This is a genomic window from Sphingobacterium sp. UBA5670 (assembly GCF_002420705.1).
Classification (GTDB): domain Bacteria; phylum Bacteroidota; class Bacteroidia; order Sphingobacteriales; family Sphingobacteriaceae; genus Sphingobacterium.
This window is the reverse complement of record NZ_DIIM01000003.1, coordinates 203,064-227,131: the sequence shown is the minus strand read 5'-3', so window position 1 is coordinate 227,131 and position 24,068 is coordinate 203,064. Positions and strand designations below refer to the sequence as shown.

The 24,068-nt window shown below is 41.8% G+C and carries 16 protein-coding genes; 10 read left to right on the top strand and 6 right to left on the bottom strand.

Annotated features, from left to right (window positions below; genetic code table 11):
- Positions 1 to 386 precede the first annotated feature (386 nt).
- A protein-coding gene (gene prfB / locus B3C94_RS03765) for a peptide chain release factor 2 (protein ID WP_293899258.1) occupies positions 387 to 1,470 on the bottom strand; the annotation gives its coding sequence in 2 pieces (ribosomal slippage) (positions 387 to 1,409 and positions 1,411 to 1,470; 1,083 coding nt in all).
- 219 nt (positions 1,471 to 1,689) lie between these two features.
- Between prfB and pgi the strand changes: the two genes are divergently transcribed.
- Entirely contained in the window at positions 1,690 to 3,360 is a 1,671-nt protein-coding gene (pgi, locus tag B3C94_RS03760; RefSeq protein ID WP_293899255.1) for a glucose-6-phosphate isomerase, read from the top strand.
- 161 nt (positions 3,361 to 3,521) lie between these two features.
- Here the strand turns inward: pgi and B3C94_RS03755 are convergent, their stop codons facing one another.
- The 3 genes from B3C94_RS03755 to B3C94_RS03745 all read right to left on the bottom strand — a co-directional run bounded on the left by B3C94_RS03755 (position 3,522) and on the right by B3C94_RS03745 (position 6,558).
- A complete protein-coding gene (locus B3C94_RS03755) occupies positions 3,522 to 5,438 on the bottom strand; it encodes a heavy metal translocating P-type ATPase (RefSeq protein WP_293899252.1) in 1,917 nt (638 codons plus the stop codon).
- A 235-nt stretch (positions 5,439 to 5,673) separates the two neighbouring features.
- Entirely contained in the window at positions 5,674 to 6,015 is a 342-nt protein-coding gene (locus B3C94_RS03750) for a phage holin family protein (protein WP_293899249.1), read from the bottom strand.
- Positions 6,016 to 6,381: 366 nt separating this feature from the next.
- Entirely contained in the window at positions 6,382 to 6,558 is a 177-nt protein-coding gene (locus B3C94_RS03745) for a hypothetical protein (protein ID WP_293899246.1), read from the bottom strand.
- On the opposite strand from B3C94_RS03745, the gene B3C94_RS03740 reads away from it, so the two are divergent.
- The 4 genes from B3C94_RS03740 (at position 6,557) to typA (ending at position 11,799) form a co-directional block, all read left to right on the top strand.
- Positions 6,557 to 6,982, top strand: coding sequence for a DUF2147 domain-containing protein (locus B3C94_RS03740; protein WP_293899243.1), 426 nt, complete (start codon positions 6,557 to 6,559; stop codon positions 6,980 to 6,982). The two genes, B3C94_RS03745 and B3C94_RS03740, sit on opposite strands and share 2 nt — an antisense overlap.
- Positions 6,983 to 7,135: 153 nt before the next feature.
- A complete protein-coding gene (locus B3C94_RS03735; RefSeq protein WP_293899240.1) occupies positions 7,136 to 8,383 on the top strand; it encodes an ABC transporter permease in 1,248 nt (415 codons plus the stop codon).
- Positions 8,384 to 8,724: 341 nt separating this feature from the next.
- Complete coding sequence (kbl, locus tag B3C94_RS03730) at positions 8,725 to 9,915, top strand: glycine C-acetyltransferase (protein WP_293899237.1); 1,191 nt, start codon at positions 8,725 to 8,727, stop codon at positions 9,913 to 9,915.
- A 78-nt stretch (positions 9,916 to 9,993) separates the two neighbouring features.
- Positions 9,994 to 11,799 carry a translational GTPase TypA gene (gene typA / locus B3C94_RS03725; protein ID WP_120335699.1) on the top strand — a complete coding sequence of 602 codons (1,806 nt, stop codon included), beginning with the start codon at positions 9,994 to 9,996 and terminating at the stop codon, positions 11,797 to 11,799.
- A gap of 103 nt (positions 11,800 to 11,902) precedes the next feature.
- Here typA and B3C94_RS03720 read toward each other — a convergent pair whose 3' ends face one another.
- Positions 11,903 to 12,409, bottom strand: a complete 507-nt coding sequence (locus B3C94_RS03720; RefSeq protein ID WP_293899230.1) for an ecotin — start codon at positions 12,407 to 12,409, stop codon at positions 11,903 to 11,905.
- Positions 12,410 to 12,854: 445 nt separating this feature from the next.
- Here B3C94_RS03720 and uvrA point away from each other — a divergent pair, with 445 nt between their 5' ends.
- The 5 genes from uvrA (at position 12,855) to B3C94_RS03695 (ending at position 21,787) form a co-directional block, all read left to right on the top strand.
- A complete protein-coding gene (gene uvrA, locus B3C94_RS03715) occupies positions 12,855 to 15,656 on the top strand; it encodes an excinuclease ABC subunit UvrA (RefSeq protein ID WP_293899227.1) in 2,802 nt (933 codons plus the stop codon).
- A gap of 158 nt (positions 15,657 to 15,814) precedes the next feature.
- Positions 15,815 to 17,458: an alkaline phosphatase PafA gene (gene pafA, locus B3C94_RS03710; protein WP_293899224.1), complete on the top strand. Its 1,644-nt coding sequence runs from the start codon at positions 15,815 to 15,817 to the stop codon at positions 17,456 to 17,458.
- Between the two features lie 89 nt (positions 17,459 to 17,547).
- Positions 17,548 to 17,988, top strand: a complete 441-nt coding sequence (locus tag B3C94_RS03705; protein ID WP_046673766.1) for an RrF2 family transcriptional regulator — start codon at positions 17,548 to 17,550, stop codon at positions 17,986 to 17,988.
- A gap of 215 nt (positions 17,989 to 18,203) precedes the next feature.
- On the top strand, positions 18,204 to 20,996 hold the full coding sequence (locus B3C94_RS03700; protein WP_293899221.1) for an outer membrane beta-barrel protein: 2,793 nt from the start codon (positions 18,204 to 18,206) through the stop codon (positions 20,994 to 20,996).
- A complete protein-coding gene (locus B3C94_RS03695) occupies positions 20,993 to 21,787 on the top strand; it encodes a GLPGLI family protein (protein WP_293899218.1) in 795 nt (264 codons plus the stop codon). Before B3C94_RS03700 ends, B3C94_RS03695 begins: the two co-directional genes overlap by 4 nt.
- A 168-nt stretch (positions 21,788 to 21,955) precedes the next feature.
- Here the strand turns inward: B3C94_RS03695 and metG are convergent, their stop codons facing one another.
- A complete protein-coding gene (gene metG, locus B3C94_RS03690; protein ID WP_293899215.1) occupies positions 21,956 to 24,025 on the bottom strand; it encodes a methionine--tRNA ligase in 2,070 nt (689 codons plus the stop codon).
- Between the last annotated feature and the right edge of the window lie 43 nt (positions 24,026 to 24,068).

The following is a 24,068-nucleotide window of genomic DNA, read 5'->3' as shown; positions in this document are numbered from 1 at the left end:
GTAATGAAAATATTACGATTCCATAAACGCAAAAGACATGCCTTTATTTTGTGCCAAAAATGATCGGTCTGTTTGAATTGTAACGTTGTTGATACAAATTTCTGCAATTTAAAATGTTGTTTTTCAGTAGTTTATTGTTTTGGTGTAGCTGAAATTGATTGAAAAATATCTACGATCTGTTCAATAGACTTTTAAGATTTTTTAACATTTGCGCCCTTATTCTTAAGAGAAATTGACAGTTGGCGTGACAAACTGTTTAGGAAAGGGGGCAATAGGTCAGTGGAAGAAAATAAGTTTAGACTGACGAGGAATTTAGGTATATGGCAAGAAAAAAGACGCTCCCAGAAGAGAGCGTCTTTTATATCAAGAATATTTCTGGATCAGGTTTATCCACCAAATTCCATCAGATAATTTTTAAGGAAATCATTTAAATCGCCATCCAATACGGCTTGGGTATTAGAGGTTTCGTAATTTGTCCTTAAATCTTTAATAAGCTTATAAGGATGCAGGACATAATTTCGAATTTGGGATCCCCATTCAATTTTCTTTTTATTACCTTCAATAGCAGCGGTAGCTTCCTGGCGCTTACGCATCTCGATCTCGTACAATTGGGATTTCAATAGGCGCATCGCATTTTCTTTATTTTGTAACTGCGATCTGGATTCCTGATTTTTAATGATAATGCCTGTTGGTTTGTGGTGTAATCGAACGGCTGTTTCCACCTTATTCACGTTTTGGCCTCCGGCACCGCCCGAGCGGAAAGTATCCCATTCGATTTCAGAATCCTTGACATCAATCTCTATATTATCATCGATCAATGGATATACATAGACAGAAGCGAAAGAGGTGTGGCGCTTTGCATTGGAATCGAAAGGAGAAATCCGAACGAGCCTGTGTACACCGTTCTCTCCCTTCAGGTAGCCATAAGCAAAATCACCCGATATCTGTAAAGTGACGCTCTTGATACCTGCGACATCACCCTCTTGCGAATCTTGTTCGGTTACCCGGTACCCATTTTTCTCACCCCACATAATATACATCCGCATCAGCATGGCTGCCCAGTCACAGCTTTCAGTCCCGCCGGCACCCGCTGTAATCTGTAAGATCGCATCCAGTTGATCTTCCTCAGCGCTAAGCATATTTTTGAATTCGAGTTCCTCGACTTTAGCTAGAGCGAGTTTATATTGGTCGTCCACTTCCTTTTCGTCGGCGTCGCCAGACTGGAAGAATTCATACATCACATAGGCGTCTTCAACGGCCGCTGCAACTTCGTCGAAGTGGTCTGTCCACACCTTTTGGTTTTTTATGGCCAAGAGTATTTTTTCCGCCGCTTTGGAATCATCCCAAAAGCTTGCTTCAAGCGTAACTGCCTGGTCCCTTTCTATTTCTTCTTTGCGTGCATCGATGTCAAAGATGCCTCCTCAGGGAAGTAACACGATCCCTCAAGTCTTGAATTTGTTCTTTTGTCATATCCGCTAAAGTAGAAATTTTAATTAATAAATCACTGTTTCTGCCAAATAACTTAGCGCTCAATATCGATTGCCCAATACCGGATATGTGACCTTTTTTTTTTAGTTTTGGTATTGTCAACAGAATAAACCTTCCTATAAGGAGCTACACAATAGTGTGGCAATAAAATATGGAAGGCTTTTATTGATGTTTAAAACAAATAATTTCAGTAAAAACAGTATGTTCCCAAAAATTAATTTTACAAAAACTGAGGCCTACAAGAATCTGGCGAAGCATTTCGATTCCTTATCCGGTCTTTCTAACAATAGCGAAAAAAAAGATCTACGTGCACTTTTTGCTGCAGATCCCACACGTTTTGAAAAGTTCTCGATTGCTTTCGAAGATATACTTTTGGATTATTCCAAAAATCGGATCACCGAAGAGACAAAAGCACTCTTGGTGCAGCTCGCTAAAGAATGTGGTCTTGCTGAAGCTATAACGGCGATGTTCTCGGGCGAGCGGATCAATGTGACAGAAAATAGACCGGTTTTACATACTGCATTGCGAAATCAGTCTGACCAACCTGTCTATGTCGATGGCAAGGATGTCATGCCTGATGTTAAACGGGTGCTGGCACAGATGAAAGCTTTTACAGAAAAGATCATATCCGGCGAATGGAAAGGATATACCGGTAAGGAAATTACGGATGTGGTTAATATCGGGATAGGTGGCTCTGATCTTGGTCCAGTTATGGTGACAGAAGCATTGAAAGCGTATAAAACACGTTTAAATGTACATTTTGTTTCCAATGTAGACGGTACACATATTGCTGAAACATTGAAAGCTGTGGACCCTGAAACAACCTTGTTTTTGATCGCTTCCAAAACATTTACGACACAGGAGACCATGGCCAACGCGCATACAGCGAAAGACTGGTTTTTGGCGAGCGGCGCTCTTCAGGCAGACGTTGCCAAGCATTTTGCCGCATTGAGCACCAATACCGAAGCAGTACGTGCTTTTGGAATAGATACCCAAAATATGTTTGAGTTTTGGGATTGGGTTGGCGGACGTTATTCACTGTGGTCCGCAATAGGTCTTTCGATTAGTCTTGCCATTGGGTTTGATAATTTCGAGGAACTTTTAAAAGGGGCTTATGATGCGGATGTTCATTTTAAAGAAACTCCTTTTGAATCCAATATTCCGGTAATATTGGCTTTGCTCGGAGTATGGTATAATAACTTCTTCCAGGCTGAAAGTCATGCAATCCTTCCATACGATCAATATTTACACCGTTTTGCCGCGTACTTCCAACAAGGCGATATGGAAAGTAACGGTAAGTATGTTGACCGTAATGGTGAACAGGTGGATTATCAGACGGGACCGATCATCTGGGGCGAACCCGGGACGAATGGACAGCATGCCTTTTATCAGTTGATTCACCAGGGAACCAAGTTGATTCCATGCGATTTCATTGCGCCGGCCAATAGTCTTAACCCTATCGGAAACCATCATCAGTTGCTGTTGTCCAACTTTTTTGCGCAGACGGAGGCTTTGATGAATGGCAAAACAGAGACAGAAGTGGTTGCTGAATTCAAGAAAGCCGGAAAGTCGGATCAGGAAATTGAAGCGCTCAAAGCCTATAAAGTCTTCGAAGGTAATCGCCCCACGAACTCCATCTTATTGAAAAAAATGACCCCGCGTACATTGGGACGTCTTATTGCATGTTATGAGCATAAGATCTTTGTACAGGGTGTGATTTGGAATATCTATAGTTTCGACCAATGGGGTGTTGAGCTGGGTAAACAATTGGCTAATCAGATTCTTCCGGAACTAAGCGGTGAGGAAGCGGTTACAAGCCATGATTCTTCAACAAACGGATTGATCAATACGTATAAAGCTTGGCGGGATTAAATTGCTGATCGCCATTTAAATTATATCGTGGATTAAACATAGGAAGCGGGGCTGTTCACTTTGGACAGCCCCGCTTTTATTCAATTTTAGGTATATTCCGCTACAATATTTTCTACTATCCTATTCTTAAAAGTGTTGATCTGATTTTTGGATATGTTTTTTTATACCGTTTTATGCTGGATGCGAATGGCATTTAAAATAGCCAAAAGAGCGACCCCCACATCCGCAATCACTGCTTCCCAAAGTGTTGCAATACCGCCTGCGCCGAGGATCAGTACAATGATTTTGATCCCCATCGCGAGAATGACGTTCTGCCAGACAATGCTTCGGGTTATTTTGCCGATTTTAATAGCAGACAAGATTTTACGGGGCTCATCGTTCTGAATCACAACATCAGCAGTTTCGATGGTTGCATCTGCCCCGAGTCCGCCCATTGCAATGCCGACCTGCGCCAAGGCAACGACGGGCGCGTCATTGACACCATCGCCGGCAAAGGCAACACGGCGTCCCTGATCGATCAATTGCTGTACATGGCTTACCTTATCCTCCGGAAGGAGATCACCATAGGCTTTGTCGAGCCCAAGTTCTTTGGACACTTCGTTGACAACAGCTGTTTTGTCTCCGGACAACATCACGGTATAGAGTCCTTGGGCACGCATCGTGGCGATGACTTCCTTCGCGTCTGGTTTATTCCGGTCCGCTACAGTGATATAGCCCGCATATTGATCTTCAATGGCAAACAAGACAATAGAGTATACCATTTGCTTTAACTCTTCCGGATAGCTAATATTGAATTTGTCCAATAACTTGCTGTTACCGGCGAGCGTGCGCTTTCCATTGACAGTCGCCCGGAGGCCATGGCCTGCTATTTCCTGAGTTTCCTCGGCCTGTAAAGCGGACTTGCCCGGGTGATAGCTCGCGATTGCCTTCGCAATTGGATGTGTGGAGTGTGCTTCAATAGCTTTGGCATAATTCAGCAATTCCTCTTGATTTCCATTGACGGCAACAACCTCCCTGACTTCAAATACACCGGCTGTGAGTGTACCTGTTTTATCCATGACAATGGTATCGACTGTGGTGATGGCATCAAGAAAATTTCCGCCTTTAAATAAGATGCCATTTCGGGATGCTAATCCAATACCACCAAAATAACCCAGCGGAATAGAAACAACCAGGGCACAGGGACAGCTGATCACCAAGAAGACTAAACTGCGGTAGAACCAATCTCTAAAACTATAGTCGTCGACAAAGAGTAGGGGGGCCACGAGAACCAATAGTGCAAGACCAAAGATAATGGGGACATATATTTTAGCAAACCGAGCGATAAACAACTGTGTTTTCGATTTGCGTGCCGTGGCATCCTGTACCATCTCGAGTATTTTGCTCAATTTACTGTCTTCAAAGGCGCTGGATACCTCGATTTCAACAACGGTTTCCAAATTAATCATACCCGCAAAAACAGTGTCACCTGCATATTTTGTGTCGGGTTTGCTCTCGCCGGTCAGTGCAGCCGTATTAAATGCCGCTTTCTCTGTTGCCAATTTACCATCCAGCGCGACTTTTTCTCCCGCTTTCACCAGGATGGTCTCTCCAATTGCGACCGTTTTAGGATTTACCTGCTGCTGTTGCCCATCGCGCAGCACCGTGACTTTATCGGGGCGAATATCCAATAGCGATTTGATTGATTTTTTGGCATTGTCAACAGCAGTATCCTGAAACCATTCTCCGATTTGGTAGAATACCATGACGGCAACACCTTCTTCAAATTCTCCGATCGCAAATGCGCCCAAGGTCGCTACAGTCATCAAAAAGAATTCATTAAAAAAATCGCCCCGGCTTGCCTTACGGAATGCCATCTGAATAACAGGTATGCCCGCAAGAAGATACGCCACGCCATTTAAGACTAACAATAGACCAAAAGGGAGGCTGATCTTCAAAGCATATTTCAATAGCAGTAAAGTAAGCAGGATGACAAGAGCAATAAGAAGCTTGCATTGGGAGATCCACCAGGGACGTTCGTGTTTCGTGTGGCTGTGTTCTTGTGCTGTATGGCTATGCTCGTGATTGTGTTCGCACATATATCAGGGTTCTTTTGAATGATTAAATTTAGCGAATTCAGGTGTAAAAAAAGAGGGAAGTAGCGATAAAAACCATCGAAAACCCCGTTTTATATCGGAGTAATAAATCGCGGTCACTCTATTCGAAAATTAGGAAAGCGTCTGAAAGAACGCGCCAGGTATCGAAGTAAAAAGGCTGCTTCACTCCAGCGTGAAGCAGCCTTTTTCATGCGCAATAGCTATAGTAAACTTATTCTTAATCTTTTGAAGTGCTGCCAATAATCATTTCCAATATAGCAACGACAATGGCAAAAAGCGCAGCGGTCCAAAAGCCATTTACATCAAATTTGGAACCGAGAAGCGAATCTGTCAACAGGACCATTAATACCGTAATAATGAACGAAACCAGGCCGAGTGTAAGCCAATTCAATGGGAAAGTAAATAACCTTAAAATCGATCCCACAGTCGCATTGACAAATCCAATGACAAGTCCAGTAACGATAGCCCAGCCGAATCCAGCAACTTGAGCTCCGGGTACGACCCAGCACGCAACCGCGACGACAACTCCAGTAAGTAAAAGACTAATAATAAATTTCATAATATGTGCTAATTTATAAAGAGTAAATAAAGTAATAATATAATCAGTTTCGTGCAAACCGGATGCCAAACTTTACGGTTCTTCGTCTGTTCTTCGAAACATGTTCGGACCTGCGTCGGACCCCGTTCGGGAATACTGCCCTCATTTTCTAAGATTCTACTGGCAGTTAGTCAACCAACAGGGAATCTGTAGAGAAACATCAGGGAATTTCCGAAGCCAGGACAAACAAAGGGCGATGCTATCCCGAACAGTTTCCGAAAGCGGGTGGAGTATGTAAAGTGTTAGTCAGCAGCGGGTTTTATGTTCGTTTGAAAACGAAGTGCTTAGAAAATAAATATATGCAAGCATAGTAAATATTTTGTATATTTATTTCATAGGCGAAGCATGCAAGCTTTTGGTCGTCAGCTGCAAGGCTTGTTCAGTAGGGATGTCGGTTGGCGCTGGAGTGGTATAGGAGGTCGTTCCAGAGCGGTATGAGTGCGTAATCGGATCGGCCATTTGGCAGAAATTGATTGAATTAAGTTTATAAAAAAATAGATCCATGAAGAAAATTATGATGTCATTCATAATGTTACTTACGACAGTGGCATTATTTGCGCAAACAGATCCCATTATTGGAAGGTGGGAAAATCCAAGCGGTGAGGGCCGTGTTGAAATTTACAAGAAAGGCGATAAGTTTTTTGGTAAGCTCTTCTGGCTGAAATTTCCAAATAACGAAGCCGGTCAGCCAAAGAAAGATATAAAAAACCCGGATAAAGCGCTTCAGAGCAGGAACGTACAGGGACTGGAAATACTGACCAATTTTGAAAAAGATGGCAATACTTATGCGGATGGAAAGATCTATGATCCAAAGTCCGGCAAAACGTATAGCTGCAAGATGACCTTAAAAGGGGATAAACTTGATATCAGGGGCTATGTCGGTGTGAGCTTGCTTGGACGTACGGAGACATGGAAAAGAATTAATTAAGACAGAAAGTGGCTTTAAACTAAGATAGTCCACTTGAATGGATAGATCCGTTTGCATCAAAAAGGCAGTTTATTTCATGGAAATAAATTGCCTTTTGGTTTTGTGCCGGATTTACAGTATTTTCATCCCTACAAATTATAAATACCCAGCTTTATGGCCGTAAAAATGTCTTATGTTGAAAATGTCAAGCTTGCGCTGCAGTCCATTGTAGGGAACAAGCTCAGGACATTTTTAACAGCGCTGATTATCGCCATAGGGATGATGGCATTGATCGGCGTATTGACTTCCATCGATGCCATGAAAAATTCACTGACAGATTCTTTCTCATCAATGGGCTCAAACTCTTTCAATATTCGCAACCGGGGCTTGAATGTTCGGATTGGTAATGAGGGAACTCGCTCAAAAGTCTTTGCCAATATCACCTATGCGCAATCGGCGAGGTTTAGACAGGATTTTCACTTTAATGCATTGACGTCCATCAGTGCCAATGTCAGCTGGAATACAACCGCAAAATTTCAGTCTAAGAAGACAAACCCCAATATTGGCCTGATCGGAACCGATGAAAATTATCTTCAGACATCGGGTTATGTGGTCAGTGAGGGGCGTAATTTTTCCACCCGGGAGGTTGAAACAGGTAGTGGTGTCATTATTATTGGCAGTGAAGTAAGCAAGATGCTGTTCAACGAGATTATCGATCCGATAGGCCAGTTTATTACCGTCAACAATATCCGCTATTTGGTTATTGGAGTTCTAAAAAGTAAAGGTTCTTCTGCGGGTATGGGCGGCGATAGGGCATGCTTTATTCCGCTTATTAAAGCCCGGGCGGTGATGCAGGGTACCGAACCTTCATATGTGATTACGGTTTCCTCCAACGATCCAATGCGTTTAGAGGCAGCAATCGGCGAAGCAACAATTGTATTTAGAAATATCCGCGGCCTATCATCCAGACAATCAAATGATTTCGAAATCACTAAATCTGATGCCGTTGCCCAGATGCTGATGCAAAATATGGCGATGGTTACTTTGGGTGCCGTGGTGATCGCTTTTATAACCCTTGTGGGCGCTTCAATCGGATTGATGAACATTATGTTGGTATCGGTCACTGAGCGTACACGGGAGATTGGTATACGCAAGGCCATCGGTGCGACCCCGAGTGTGATACGTAAACAATTTCTGATGGAAGCCATCGTGATCTGCATGATCGGCGGTGTGGCAGGAATCTTTATTGGTATCCTCATTGGGAATATCCTGGCACTACAGCTGGGTACCTCTTTTATCATCCCTTGGGGTGCGATTATCATGGGGTTTGCGGTATGTGGACTCGTTGGTATGCTTTCGGGCTATTACCCTGCTTCAAAAGCCTCTAAACTGGATCCTGTGGATGCTCTTCGTTACGAGTAAGCCTTTTCGTATATTTCCGCCTTTTAAGCACTTCTATTGACGATGATGTTCAGGAGTTGTCCTCTAGCTTGGCGGTACCAATGCCGACGGAACAGCAGTGAAACAATAACGAAATACAATCTACTAGATGCTGAAGGTGTAAAAGCCTTCTTTTGCATAAAGCTTAGCGATAGCAGCAAAAAATCGAATCAGCCGAAAAAAGGAATTTTATGCAATCGGTTTAATGTTACCAAATCATTGATTTGGGGTGAATTCTCCGTGAATAGCCCTTTTCTAGAAAGGCAAAACAACTTATTCCAATGAAAAAACTGTAATATTGTATAAAAAAATAAATTCGAATTATGTACAATACATTACAACCAGTTTTAGAAAAGGAATTGGAAGCAATCAAAGAAGCGGGATTGTATAAACAAGAGCGAGTGATCGTTACTCCTCAGGGGGCAGACATCAAAGTGAGCACAGGACAGGAAGTTGTCAATTTTTGTGCGAACAATTATCTGGGCCTGTCTTCCCACCCAAAAGTAATCGAGGCTGCTAAGAAAGCGATCGATACACACGGTTATGGAATGTCTTCGGTACGTTTTATCTGTGGTACTCAAGATGTGCATAAAGAATTAGAAGCAAAAATTTCTGAGTTCCTAGGAACTGAGGATACTATTTTATATGCGGCAGCATTCGACGCTAACGGTGGTGTGTTTGAACCATTATTTGGTGCGGAAGATGCCATCATTTCTGACGAATTAAATCACGCCTCTATCATCGACGGTGTTCGTTTGTGTAAAGCACAGCGATTCCGTTATAAAAATGCAGATATGGCTGATTTGGAAGCCCAATTGCAGGCTGCATCCGGTGCTCGGCATAAAATCATTGTTACAGATGGTGCATTTTCGATGGACGGCTCTGTAGCGCCATTGGATCAGATCTGCGATCTTGCCGATAAATACCAGGCTTTGGTTATGATCGATGAGTCGCACTGTACTGGATTTATTGGTGCAACAGGCCGCGGTACACACGAACTGTTCAATGTAATCGATCGTGTTGACATCATTACAGGGACTTTAGGTAAAGCCTTAGGCGGTGCTTCTGGAGGTTTTACTTCCGGTAAAAAAGAAATCATCGATTTGTTACGTCAGCGTTCACGCCCTTATTTATTTTCGAATACCTTAGCACCGGCAATCGCAGGGGCTTCTGTTGCGGTATTGGACATGCTCAGTGAGACAACTGAATTGCGCGACAAACTGGAGGCAAACACAAAATACTTCCGTGAAAAAATGACGGCTGCTGGATTTGATATCAAGCCCGGATTCCACCCGATCGTGCCTGTGATGCTTTACGATGCGAAATTGGCACAGGAGTTTGCAGCCAAGATGCTGGACGAAGGAATCTATGTCATCGGTTTTTACTATCCTGTTGTACCTCAGGGAAAAGCTCGTATCCGCGTTCAGATTTCGGCCGGACACGAAGTTGCTCACTTGGATAAAGCAATCGCCGCCTTTACCAAAGTTGGTAAAGAATTAGGTGTAATTAAATAAAATACACATAGTTATAAATTTTGTGGTGCAAAATGTTTATCTTTGCACCCTAAAATTTTATAAAAATATTCTTGCTCAATGCAAAACATTAGAAACATTGCGATCATCGCTCACGTCGACCACGGTAAAACTACGCTTGTAGACAAAATTTTATATTTTACCAATCAATTCAGAGAAAATGAAAATGCTGGTGAATTAATCCTAGACAATAATGATTTAGAGCGTGAGCGCGGGATCACTATTGTATCTAAGAACGTTTCAGTAACATATAAAGGTGTTAAAATCAATATCATCGATACCCCAGGTCACGCCGATTTCGGTGGTGAAGTAGAGCGTGTATTGAAGATGGCTGATGGTGTAGTGCTATTGGTAGATGCCTTTGAAGGTCCAATGCCTCAAACACGTTTCGTTACAGGTAAAGCTTTAGGATTAGGTATCAAACCGATTGTTGTTGTCAATAAAGTCGATAAAGAAAACTGTCGTCCAGACGAGGTTTACGAACACGTTTTTGACTTATTCTTCAACTTAGGTGCGACTGAAGAACAATTGGACTTCCCGGTATTATACGGTTCTTCAAAACAAGGATGGATGTCTACAGATTGGAAAAATCGGACAGAAGACTTCACTGATTTATTGGAAGCAATTATCAAATATATCCCTGCTCCAGAAGTATCTGAAGGTACTTTGCAAATGCAGGTAACATCATTAGATTACTCCACTTTCGTAGGACGTATCGCTATCGGCCGTGTTGCCCGTGGTACGATCAAAGAAAACCAACCGGTTTCTTTGGTAAAACGCGATGGAAAAGTTGTGAAATCAAGAGTGAAAGAACTTCAGGTATTCGAGGGTCTTGGCCGTATCAAAGTATCTGAAGTACATGCAGGTGATATCTGTGCTGTTGTAGGTATCGAAGGTTTCGATATCGGTGATACAATCGCAGATTTCGAAAATCCAGAGCAATTGGAAGTTATCAGCATTGATGAGCCAACAATGAATATGTTGTTTACCATCAATAACTCTCCATTCTTCGGTAAAGAAGGTAAATTGGTTACGTCACGTAACATCTACGATCGTTTACAAAAAGAATTGGAGAAAAACTTAGCCTTACGCGTAGTTCCTACTGAATCTCCAGATGCTTGGTTGGTATACGGACGTGGTATCCTTCACTTGTCGGTATTGATCGAAACAATGCGTCGCGAAGGTTATGAGTTGCAAGTAGGCCAGCCACAAGTTATCATCAAAGAAATCGATGGTCAAAAATGTGAACCAATCGAAGAACTTGTTGTTGACGTACCTTCTGATGTATCAGGAAAAGTAATTGAGCTGGTTACACAACGTAAAGGAGAGTTATTGATCATGGAAGCTAGAGGAGATATGCAACATCTTGAGTTCTCTATCCCTTCTCGTGGTATCATCGGTTTACGTAACAACGTATTGACAGCAACAGCTGGTGAAGCTGTAATGGCACACCGTCTGAAAGGTTACGAGCCTTGGAAAGGTACAATCCCTGGTCGTTTGGCAGGTGTATTGATCTCTTTGGATACAGGTTCAACAACTGCGTACTCCATTGATAAATTACAAGACCGTGGTCGTTTCTTCGTAGATCCAGGTGTGGATGTATATGAAGGACAGATCCTAGGTGAGCACATCCGTGACAACGATTTAACAATCAACGTGACAAAAGGAAAACAGCTGACAAATATGCGTGCTTCTGGTTCTGATGATAATACACGTATTGCACCAGCAATCAAATTCTCATTGGAAGAATGTATGGAATATATTCAAGCTGACGAATACATTGAGGTAACACCACAATCTATGCGTCTACGTAAAATCTATTTGACTGAAAATGAGCGTAAAGTTAACGCAAAAAAATTCCAATAGTCAATAGTTAAACGTTATATAAAAAAGCCTTCGAATCTGATTCGAAGGCTTTTTTCGTTATTGATAATTTAAAGCGTTGCCTTAGCAAAGATTTGTGGATCTGTTACTTTTTTGTTCTTACCTCTGCGGCACGATAGGTGTCGCCATCAGTGGTGTAAATCTTGAATTGTACATCATAAGCTTCCGGTACATAAATCACAATCGGCATTCTGCCATTGTAGCGTACGGTCTCCGGTTGTGCCGAAACAAAAAGGTTTCTTTTCTCTTTATTTGGACAAGCCATCAATGTGCTTGCCACATTGCCATTTGTTTTGAAAACATAATAATCATAACCCCAGCCTTGAAGATCCTTTTTCTCCAGCGTGCCCGATAGGTTAAAGGAATTACATCCATCTACTTCCATCCACTTACCGACTGAAAACTCAATTTTTTTGTTTTTGTCGCTTTCGGAGTAGGGAACTTCAATCACCATTTTTTTATAACCTTTTTCCGGGGCAGGAAAAATGCTTAAGTCCATTTTGTCGATAACCATTTGCGCTTTGCTTATAGTTGTTGAGGATACTAATGCAATCATCAGAAGCATTATTACGGTAAATACATTTTTTCTCATATCGCTGTTATTTGATTTTTAAAGACCTATTTGTTATTTATCTGTTTTGTGTTTTTTATCGAAAATATCAAATATGACCTAATTCATTTGTTTCTTTAAACGTTATATCTACTCAAAGTGCTACATTCTTGTAGAAGATTAACAGGTATAGGACTGTATTGTTTTCGGAAGGATTAATTGTAAAACGAAAAATTATAAAAAATAATTGTTTGGGAAACTAAAAATTAAAAAATGATTGATTTGCATCTGTTCATGCAGGGATCAATGAACTCACCGAGGGCGACTACTGGACAGAAAGAATTCGCTGCCTGCTATCATTGCTATTGCTGCATGCGAGATCATAAACGTTTTATGAAATTCAGGTGATAGAAAGCTGAATTGCTTTTTCATTCGCAGGAATATAATCAGCCAAGAATACGTAACTTTGTGTGAGATAAGGATTATTATGAGTAAACAAGTGGAGCATACTCCAAAAGAATATATTCAGATTAAGGGTGCAAGGGTCAATAATTTAAAGAATATTGATGTTGATATCCCTAAAAATAAATTAGTTGTTATCACTGGAATGTCGGGCTCAGGAAAATCATCCTTAGCTTTCGATACACTGTATGCGGAAGGTCAACGGCGCTATGTGGAGAGCCTATCTTCCTACGCGAGGCAATTTATGGGACGTATGAACAAGCCAGAGGTGGATTACATCAAAGGTATCGCTCCGGCGATTGCGATTGAGCAACGTGTGATTACTTCCAACCCGCGCTCGACGGTTGGGACATCGACCGAGATATATGATTATCTGAAATTGTTATATGCCCGTATCGGAAAGACAATTTCTCCTATCTCCGGTCGCGAAGTGACCAAAGACAGTGTGAGTTCTGTGGTGGATTTTGCCCTGAAATTAGAAGAGGGGACAACCTTGACACTTCTGGCTCCGCTAGTGCCTTCTCACGGACGAAAACTCAAGGAAGAGTTGTCGTTATTGCTGCAGAAAGGTTTTGTGCGGGTCGTCTATCAGGATAACATGCAGAAAATAGAAGCTATCGTCGACGATAAGGCGATCGCCAATAAAGAGTTGCAGGATGGAGAAGTGCTTATTGTTGTCGACCGTGTCCGTATAGAACAGGATGATGATACCATTAATCGGCTTTCTGATTCTGTCCAGACAGGTTTTTTCGAGGGCAAAGGTGAGCTCTACATGGAGGAAAATGGTCAGCGTCATCATTTCTCTCATAAATTTGAACTTGATGGGATAACCTTTGAGGAACCTACACCAAACTTCTTCAGTTTCAATAACCCTTATGGCGCCTGTCGGCGATGTGAAGGTTATGGAAAAATCATTGGTATTGATCCTGACCTTGTGATTCCAGACAAAAGCCGTTCGGTCTACGATGGAGCAATTGCACCTTGGCGTGGCGAGAAAATGGGCGAGTGGTTGCAGGTGCTTGTAAAAAACTCCTTAAAATTTGATTTTCCGATACACCGTGCTTATATGGATCTGACTACAGCACAGAAAGAACTGCTGTGGATCGGGAATAAATATTTTGCGGGCCTTACACAATTCTTTGAAGAGCTCGAAGCCCAGACCTATAAAATCCAATATCGCGTGATGTTGTCCCGCTATCGTGGGAAAACAGACTGCCCGGACTGCCGTGGGACAAGATTGCGTAAGGATGCCACTTATGTAAAAGTGGGCGATAAATCCATTACCGACATCGTATTGATGCCCTTAGAGGAAGCATTGGAATTTTTTAAAACATTACCGCTGGTCGGTAATGAGCTGGTCATTGCCAAGCGGCTGCTGGCCGAAATCAATAATAGATTACAATTTCTATGTGATGTTGGATTAAGCTATCTGACCTTGAATCGGTTATCAAATACGCTTTCGGGAGGAGAATCACAACGGATCAATCTGGCAACTTCCTTGGGGAGTTCGCTTGTTGGTTCTATTTATGTACTGGACGAACCAAGTATTGGGCTCCATCCCCGTGATACACAACGTTTGATCTCCGTGCTAAAATCGCTACGCGATGTTGGGAATACAGTGGTTGTGGTCGAACATGAACAGGAGATGATGGAGGCAGCGGATTATCTGATCGATATCGGTCCTGAAGCAGGGATCAATGGCGGAGAGATGGTCTTTGCAGGAACTTACAAGGAGATTCTAAAAGATGCTAAAAGCCTGACTGGCCAGTACCTCAGTGGAAAGAGCCAGATTGAAGTACCTCAGAAACGCCGTTCATGGTCTAATAGTGTGAGTATTAAAGGCGCCCACGAGAATAATCTGAAGGGAATTGACGTTCAGTTTCCCTTAAATACGTTCACCGTGGTCACTGGGGTTTCGGGATCCGGAAAGACTTCTTTGGTCAAACGTATTCTTTATCCGGCTTTGCAAAAATCAATCGGTAATTATTCGGGTGAACAAACAGGTGTTTATGATGCGATTGAAGGAGATATTACACAGGTAGAACAAGTTGAAATGGTCGATCAAAATCCAATCGGTCGTTCTTCACGGTCAAATCCGGTGACTTACGTGAAAGCTTGGGATGAGATCAGGGCTTTATATGCTAGCCAGGCACCGGCCAAAGCGGCAGGACTGAAGCCGGCAGCCTTTTCATTTAATGTGGAAGGCGGACGTTGTGATGTCTGTCAGGGTGAAGGTGAGGTTAAGATTGAGATGCAATTTATGGCCGATATTATTTTGCCATGTGAAGCCTGTGGTGGAAAGAGATTTAAGCAGTTTGTACTTGATGTACATTACAAAAATAAGTCAGTAGCGGATGTTCTTGAGCTGAGTGTGGATGAAGCGATCACATTTTTTGCAGATCAGCCGAAGATATTGGCTAAGTTACAGCCTTTACAGGACGTTGGGCTGGGCTACGTGAAGCTTGGTCAATCTTCAAGTACCTTGTCTGGCGGTGAAGCACAGCGCATTAAATTGGCCTCATTCCTGATTAAGGGAAATAACAGCAAGAAGACACTATTTATCTTTGATGAGCCTACTACAGGTTTGCATTTTCAGGATATTAAAAAACTCCTAAAATCATTTGATGCGCTCATTGCTTTGGGCAATAGCATCTTGGTTATTGAGCATAATATGGATATGATCAAGTCGGCAGACTGGGTGATTGATATTGGTCCGGAAGGTGGGAATAAAGGAGGGAAACTAGTCTTTGCAGGTCTTCCCGAAGAACTCATCCATTGTAAAGATTCTTATACAGGCCAATTTTTAAAAGGACATTTAAAAGATTAAATCCTACTTTAGTGTTCCTGAAAACGGATCTCAAAAGCTTAGATTAGCGCATAAGGATTCACTGATAGTGACCTCCGTTAGGGTAGTTGGTGTTGTAGCTAACTATAAAGGTTAATATTTAATACGTAAAAATATCTCAATACTCAATACTTATAAATATGATTAAAAGATTTTTTTTAAGTGTCGTCCTTGGAATAGCGGCGCTTTCGTCCATGGCGCAGCAACCGGAAAGACCAAAATTGGTTGTCGGCCTGATGGTGGACCAAATGCGTTGGGATTATTTATATCGCTTTGCGGATCGCTATGGGAATGATGGTTTCAAACGACTTTTGAAAGAAGGATTCTCCTGTGAAAACACATTGATTAATTATATTCCGACCTATACAGCCATTGGACACAGCTCTGTTTATACGGGGTCGGTTCCCTCCATTCATGGTATTGCGGGTAATGACTGGATTGAAGAGCAGACTGGTAAGAACATGTATTGTACGCAGGACGACAATGTTGTCGGTGTAGGTACTACCGCTAAAGAGGGGCAGCAGTCGCCACGTAATTTGCTTGCATCTACTGTAACTGACCAATTGAAGCTAGCTTCTAACTTTAAGTCTAAGGTGATCGGTATCGCAATCAAAGATCGCGGTGGTATTTTGCCAGCGGGGCACTTTGCAGATGCGGCATATTGGTTCGAAGCAAAATCCGGCGATTGGATCACATCTAATTTCTACATGGATAAATTGCCAAAATGGGTGGTAGACTTCAATAAGCGTAAATTAGCTGAAAAGTACCTAAAAGGCGACTGGAAGCCTATGTACGATATCAGTACTTATGGCGCTAACAGTATTGCCGATGATAATATCTATGAGGGCAAGTATCCGGGTGAGGACAAACCGACATTGCCGCGCGCGACTTCTAAGCTAATGAAAGATGAGGGCTATGAACTGATCAAAACCACACCGATGGGAAATCAGTTTACCTTAGATCTCGCGATGGAAGCCATTAAAAATGAGCAGATGGGGAATAACCCTACTAAAAATACGGATTTCCTTTGTGTGAGCCTTTCAGCAACAGATTACGTTGGACACCGTTATTCATTGACTGCTGTCGAGATTGAAGATATCTATCTGCAACTTGATAAACAGCTTGCTGATTTTTTCAAGTACCTGGATAACACCGTCGGCAAAGGAAACTATACCTTTTTTCTGACGGCAGATCACGGTGCTTCTTATAACTCCAGATTCTTTATGGATATGAAAGGCAATGGTGGTTATTTCTATTCCCGCCAGATCATTACAGGGCTTAACAAAACCCTTAAAGAGAAATTTGGACAGGAGAAGCTGGTGAAAAGCATGATGAATTATCAGGTACATTTAAACAATCAATTGATCGATTCTTTGAATCTGGATCGTGATAAAATAAAAGAGACGATTATTCGGGAGCTTCGCCACACAGAAGGTGTCGCTTATGTTGCTGATATGGAGAAGGGAGAAAGCCTGATGATTCCAGCACCTATCCGTGAAAAAATGATCAATGGCTACAACTTTAAACGCAGTGGTGCCATACAGATTGTCTGTGAGCCGCAGTGGTACGATGGTACACCGCGCTCAACTGGTACGACACACGGTACTTGGTCTGGCTATGATTCCCATATTCCTTTGGTATTTATGGGTTGGGGAATTAAACCAGGTGTATCTAATACAGAGGTGCATATTGTGGATATTGCGCCGACAATTTCGTCGCTATTGCACATTACCGAACCTAATGGTAGTATCGGGAAACCGATCACGGCGGTATTGGGACAATAAGCGGGCTATTGTTGCCTACGAAATCATGCCGGTTTTATTCTATTGAATAAAAAACGTAAATTTGCAATTCAACAGGGGGTTAACAAACTATGCTTTCCAAAAAGACAAAATATGCAATAAAGGCACTAATGGTGCTTGGTCGTAACTACGGGAACGAGCCTATGCAAATCGTGAAGATTGCGCAGGAGGAGAATATTCCAAAAAAGTTCTTGGAACAAATTCTACTGGAGATGCGAAATGCTGGAATTCTCTACAGCAAAAAAGGTGCTGGCGGTGGTTACAGTCTCAATAAGGCTCCTGAAGATGTTTTCTTATCCCAGGTTATGCGCCTGATTGATGGACCGATAGCCTTGCTACCCTGTGTGAGTTTAAACTTCTACCGGTCATGTGAGGAATGTACGCAGGAGCACGCATGTGGCATACGCGATACTTTTGTTGAGGTGAGAAATGCCATGCTACAAATTTTGAACGATACAAGTATTGCCCATTTAATCAATAAGGAAAAAGAATTGAACTTAAATGTAGATTAAAGTAAATAAATATATTTTTCTATTTATAGTTGAGGCGTAACAAACAAGTTACGCCTCTTTTTTTAAGAGGAAATCGTTAGAATAAAGGCGATTAGGGCCTTTTGTTTATTCTGAATTACGTTTCTTTATTAATCATACAATTATTTAACATTATTTTACGAATTTTCCGTAGCAACATTTATATATTTACGTCGACAATATATAAACGAAAATTTATGAAACTAACCTATTCCCTAGTTTTGTTTCTTTTACTTTCTGTCCTGAGTTCCCATTCCTATGCGCAGCATAAACTGGTCGGGTCGGTGGTAGATGTTAAAGATCTTGCAAAACTACATCAAGCTTCAGTCGCGCTGCTTAACCCCAAAGATTCGATTCTGGTAAAATTTGGTCGAACAAAGGAAAATGGATCATTCCAAATCGCTAATCTCGATACCGGTACCTATAAAATGGTCGTTTCCTATCCCCAATATGCAGACTTAGTCAAAGATATTCGTATCGATGCTCAAGACATGGATCTTGGTATGGTAAAACTGTCTAAAGCGGCTTTGCTCTTGGAAGAGGTTCAGGTGAATGGTAAAATTCCTGTGGTGATCAAAGGCGATACAATAGAATATGATGCAGCTAGTTTTAAAGTAGAGAAAGATGCCAAAGTGGAAGACCTGCTGAAGGTATTGCCCGGTATTACCATGGATGGATCGGGTAAGATTATCGCACAGGGGAAGGAAGTGAAAAAGGTATTGCTTGACGGGGAAGAGTTTTTTGGCGATGACCCCACGTTGATCACCAAAAACATCCGGTCAGATATGGTCAGCAAAGTGCAGGTCTATGAAAAGAAATCTGATCTAGCCGTCCGTACGGGCGTGGATGACGGAGAACGTACGCAGACGATTGATATCAAGCTCAAAGAAGATAAGAAAAAGGGGATGTTCGGTCAGGCAGTCGCGGGAGCGGGGACAGATAAGTATTATGGCGGCAAAGTCATGCTCAATAAATTTAAGGGTTCGCAAAAAATAGCAGCCTATGGTATCCTGGCCAATGATGGTATGGTCGGCCTAGGATTTGAAGATAGTCAGAAATACGGTGTTGGCGGAAGCAGTAATGTGCAAATGATGGATGGCGGCGGCATTATGGTATCTTCTAGTGGCGATGGTTCTGATGGGGGATGGGATGGTCAATATTATGGCGGCGGTGTACCCAAAGCTGTCAATATGGGGGCAAGCTATTCGGATAAATCCAAAGATGATAAGCATAAGATCAATGTCAACTTCAAACGGAATCAGATCAATGTCACTAATACAAGTACCTATAATGCGCAGAACAATCTTCCTGAACGCGCGCAGGTTGATAATAATGTGACAACATCTGAAACCGAAACACAGGCAAATATTGCGAATGTAAGGTATGATTACAAGCTGGATTCACTTGCTGACCTGACGGTCACTATGGGATTCACCAAATCTAGCCGCGACAATTTATCCAATTCCGAAGCAGATCAGCGTAAATTGGATGGCACATTGATAACAAGGACTTCGTCCAAGACAGATTTAAATAACGATCAGGATAAGTTTAATGTAAATGCGATGCTTACACGTCGTTTCAAAAAGGACCTTCGCTCCATTACTTTCAATGTCAATGCAAATACTGATCAAAATCGCAACAAAACACAGTATTTTTCGGAAAACTTCTTTCAAATTTCCGGAGATACAACCTTGATCGACCAATATAAAAATGATAAGTTGACCAACAATACTTACGGTGCTTCAGTAACCTATTCAGAGCCTTTGTCTAAAAGGTTGACAGCTGCAATCGGTTATGCCTTCAATCAGAATCAATCGGAAACACTCAATCAATCATTTGATAGAGATCCGGTTACAGGAAAATATACGGTACTCGATGAAAACCTGTTAAATGATTTTGATTTTAACAGTTTAAAAAATGGTGTTAACGCCTCCTTGAATTACAAGTCGAACACATTAACCGTAAATGTGAGCAATAGAGTCGATTTTGAGCAGGTCAAGAGAACCTACAACAACCTGAATACAATACTGCAGCGGAACCAGACATCTGTTGCCCCAGTTCTTTCCGTCAACTACAAAATCTCGAAAAGCAAAAATGTGAGCTTCCGCTACAGCGGCCGCACGAGCCAGCCTTCGTTGACGCAAATAGAGCCGTTGAAACAAAATGCCCAGCCACTCGTCGAGTATTTGGACAATCCAGATCTGAAAGCGGGCTTTAATAATTCCTATTCCATTAATTTCAATAACTACAAGCAGTTAAAGGATCAGAGTATTTATTTTTATGTCAGTGCAGATCAAGGAAAGAAAAGTATCAACAATAGCGTACGCTATGATCTAGATAAAGGTACACAGCAAATTTCCTACGTCAATATTGATAAAGACAATTGGCGTATGTATGGTGGTGGAGGATATAGCTTTGTATTGAAGAAAAAATGGGGATTAAAAATGAATCTGGGCATGAATGCGCAGTATAACAGCCAGTTTAGCTATTTATCCTCTTACAACGAGGCACCTGAGCTCAATAGAAATCAAACATGGAGTGTGGCGCCGAGCCTCGGTTTCAGTCGATACAAGGCAAATAAAATGGACTTTTACATCTCCATGAGTCCTGGTGTGGAGCAGATGAATTCCTATTTGCAACCTGAGTTAAATCGCACGACGTTTAAATTTAGGACGTTCTCGGAGATTACGTATTATTTACCAAAAGATTTCAAAATTTCCCTGTCGACAAACCAGAATTATCAGGCCGCGACGAAAACGCTTGAATCTATTAATATGATTAATATGAATGGTTATGTTTCCAAAAAATTATTGAAAGATAAGTCCCTCGAGTTACAGGTATTTGTCAATGATATTTTGAACAAAAATAATGGAGTGTATCGTTACCAGAATGGAACTTCATTTATCCAGACCAGTAACGATGTATTGCGTCGTTATGGAATGCTAAAAGTGATCTACAATTTTACAACAATGAAAGGAGATGCCAAATGATAAAGCATATTAAATTGGTGGTTTGGGTCCTACTACTGTGTACGGCTACGGCTCATGCACAACACGCTTATTTTCCAAGCAGTGGAACGGTGACTTATGAACGGAAGTTCCATGTGCAGAATTTCTTAAAGCGTAATTATCTCAGCAAACCAGATTTAGATACCTGGGATAAGCTGATGGTCGATAATGCGGTGAAGAATGGGCCTGCTGAAGTTGTGACCCATCATATCCTTAAGTTTTACGATAATGAAACCCTGTTTGAAACGGTACAGGAAGATTATCCTGCAAATTATCGTAATGTGACCCACTATAATTCCATTCTTCCAGACTCAAAAACTTACATTAATTTCCAGAATCAGGAGTTTTTAAAATTGCTCCCCTTTGGAGATGAACAGCTGCTGCTTAAAGATTCGCTGCCGGCTGTAAAATGGAAGTATACCGATGAATACCGTAATATTGCTGGGTACGATTGCCGGAGAGCCAATGGCATTATTCAGGATTCGGTCTATGTTGTCGCTTTTTTTGCGGGACAAATTCCCATCTCCGGCGGTCCCGAACTTATTCATGGCCTCCCAGGGTTGGTAATGGGGGTATCCATCCCGAGTATGAACGTAAATATGTTTGCAACAAAGGTCGAAATTACCAATACAGCATTTTCGAATGTCCTGACCAAAAAGAAAAAAGTTGTGGCGGAATCCAGAGCAGAAATCGTAAAGAAGCTGAAAGATACAGTTTATGACTATCTGGATGAGAAGGCGTTTAAGAAGCGATTGCAGAGTATACTGTTCTAGCAAAGTAATACCAGAAAAAAGCGAAGGGGTTAACAGTCTGGTCAAACCCTTCGAGAATGAATAGCTGAAATGCTGCTGAGGGCGCGACGCATAAAATGGCATAAAAACGGGGCTATCCAACTTTCTTGGATAGCCCCGTTTTTATATAAAAGGAATGTGCGTTTTAAATTAGCGTACTGTACTTCCTGCTTTAATGGTTGTATCTGGTTTGACAAAATCAAGTCGACCATCAGCGTCTTCTGCCATCAGGATCATTCCCTGTGACATAATTCCTTTGATTTCACGAGGCTCAAGATTGACCAAGATGGATACTTGACGGCCTACGATTTCCTCAGGACTGAAGAACTCCGCGATACCCGAAACGACGGTACGTGTATCTAAGCCGGTGTCTATCGTCAATTTTAGTAATTTCTTGGTTTTGGCAACTTTTTCAGCGGCTGCAATAGTTCCGACACGGATATCCATTTTAACAAAATCATCGAAGCTGATGTTTTCTTTTGCAGGAGCAACCTTGGCGTTATCGGCTAGGTTTTTCGCTTTTGCTTCAGCAAGTTTGTTTAGCTGAAAGTCGACTTGTTCATCGGTTATTTTGTCAAATAACAATTGCACTTCACCCAATTGATGTCCAGCTTGGATCAAAGCATCCGACCCTGCATCATTCCAGTTCCCTTTTGGGAAATTGAGCATTTCAAATAATTTGATCGCTGTTTTTGGTAAGAACGGCTGTGCAAGAACAGCAAGATTGGCCACGATCTGAGCAGCTACATGTAAGATTGTTTTGACACGTTCCTCGTCTGTTTTGATGATTTTCCATGGTTCTTCATCTGCAAGATATTTGTTGCCGAGACGAGCGACATTCATAAATTCTGCCAAAGCCTCACGGAAACGGAATTGCTCCAAAGAAGATTTGATCGAAGCAGGGCATGATTTCAGTTCATCCAATACCACTTGATCTACAGCTGTTAGTGGAGAACCATTTAATACTTTGCCATCAAAATATTTGTGCGAAAGCACCATTACCCGATTGACAAAGTTTCCGAAGATGGCAACAAGCTCATTGTTGATCCTAGCTTGGAAATCTTTCCAGGTAAACTCTGCATCCGATGTCTCCGGTAATATCGAAGTCAAGACATAACGCAATTCATCTTGTTTATCGGGGAATTCCTGTAGGTACTCATGTAACCAAACCGCATGGTTTCTAGAAGTAGATAGTTTGTCGCCTTCCAGGTTAAGGAACTCGTTTGCAGGAATATTTTCTGGTAGAATATAGTCACCGTGCGCATGAAGAATTGCCGGAAAGATAATGCAGTGGAAAACAATATTATCTTTTCCGATAAAATGGATCAATGTAGAATCGTCTGCTGGATTTTCATGCGTTTTCCAATAGTCTTCCCAGTTTTTGCCATGGTCTAAAGCCCATTGTTTTGTTGCTGAAATATAACCTATCGGTGCATCTAGCCATACATATAGTTTCTTGCCCTGTGCTTCTGCCAAAGGAACATCAACCCCCCAGTCCAAATCTCTTGTCATTGAACGCGGTTGTAAGCCAGATTTAAGCCAAGATTGACATTGGCCAAAAACGTTGGATTTCAGTATATTTTTCTTTCCTTCGATCAGCCATTTTTCAAGCCAAGGCTGATATTTATCCAAAGGTAGATACCAGTGTTTTGTTTCTTTCAGAACCGGTGTCTTTCCGCTTAAGGTGGAAATCGGATTAATTAGATCTGTCGGGCTAAGCGATGTACCACATTTTTCACATTGGTCACCATAGGCGCCTTCAGACTTACAATTTGGACAAGTTCCCGTAATGTAGCGGTCTGCCAGGAATTGGTGGTATTCCTCATCATAGTATTGCTCGGAAAATTTCTCGACAAATTCACCTTTGTTGTAAAGGTTCAAGAAGAAATCCTGGGATAACTGATGATGGATAGGTTCCGATGTACGGTGATAGATATCGAAAGAAATGCCAAACTCTTCAAAGCTTTCTTTGATTTGTTTGTTGTATTTATCAATGATTTGCTGTGGGGTAATGCCCTCTTTTTTTGCACGGATGGTAATCGCCGCACCATGCTCATCTGAACCACATACATAGACTACATCTTTCTGATTTAGACGCAGATAGCGAACAAAGATGTCTCCAGGGATATAAGCTCCGGCAAGGTGTCCGATATGTAAAGGACCATTGGCATAAGGTAATGCCGATGTGATGGTATAACGTTTTTTATCTAGAATACTCAATGCTTGAAAGTATATTAAAGTGTGTACTTGTTTTCTTTGGCAA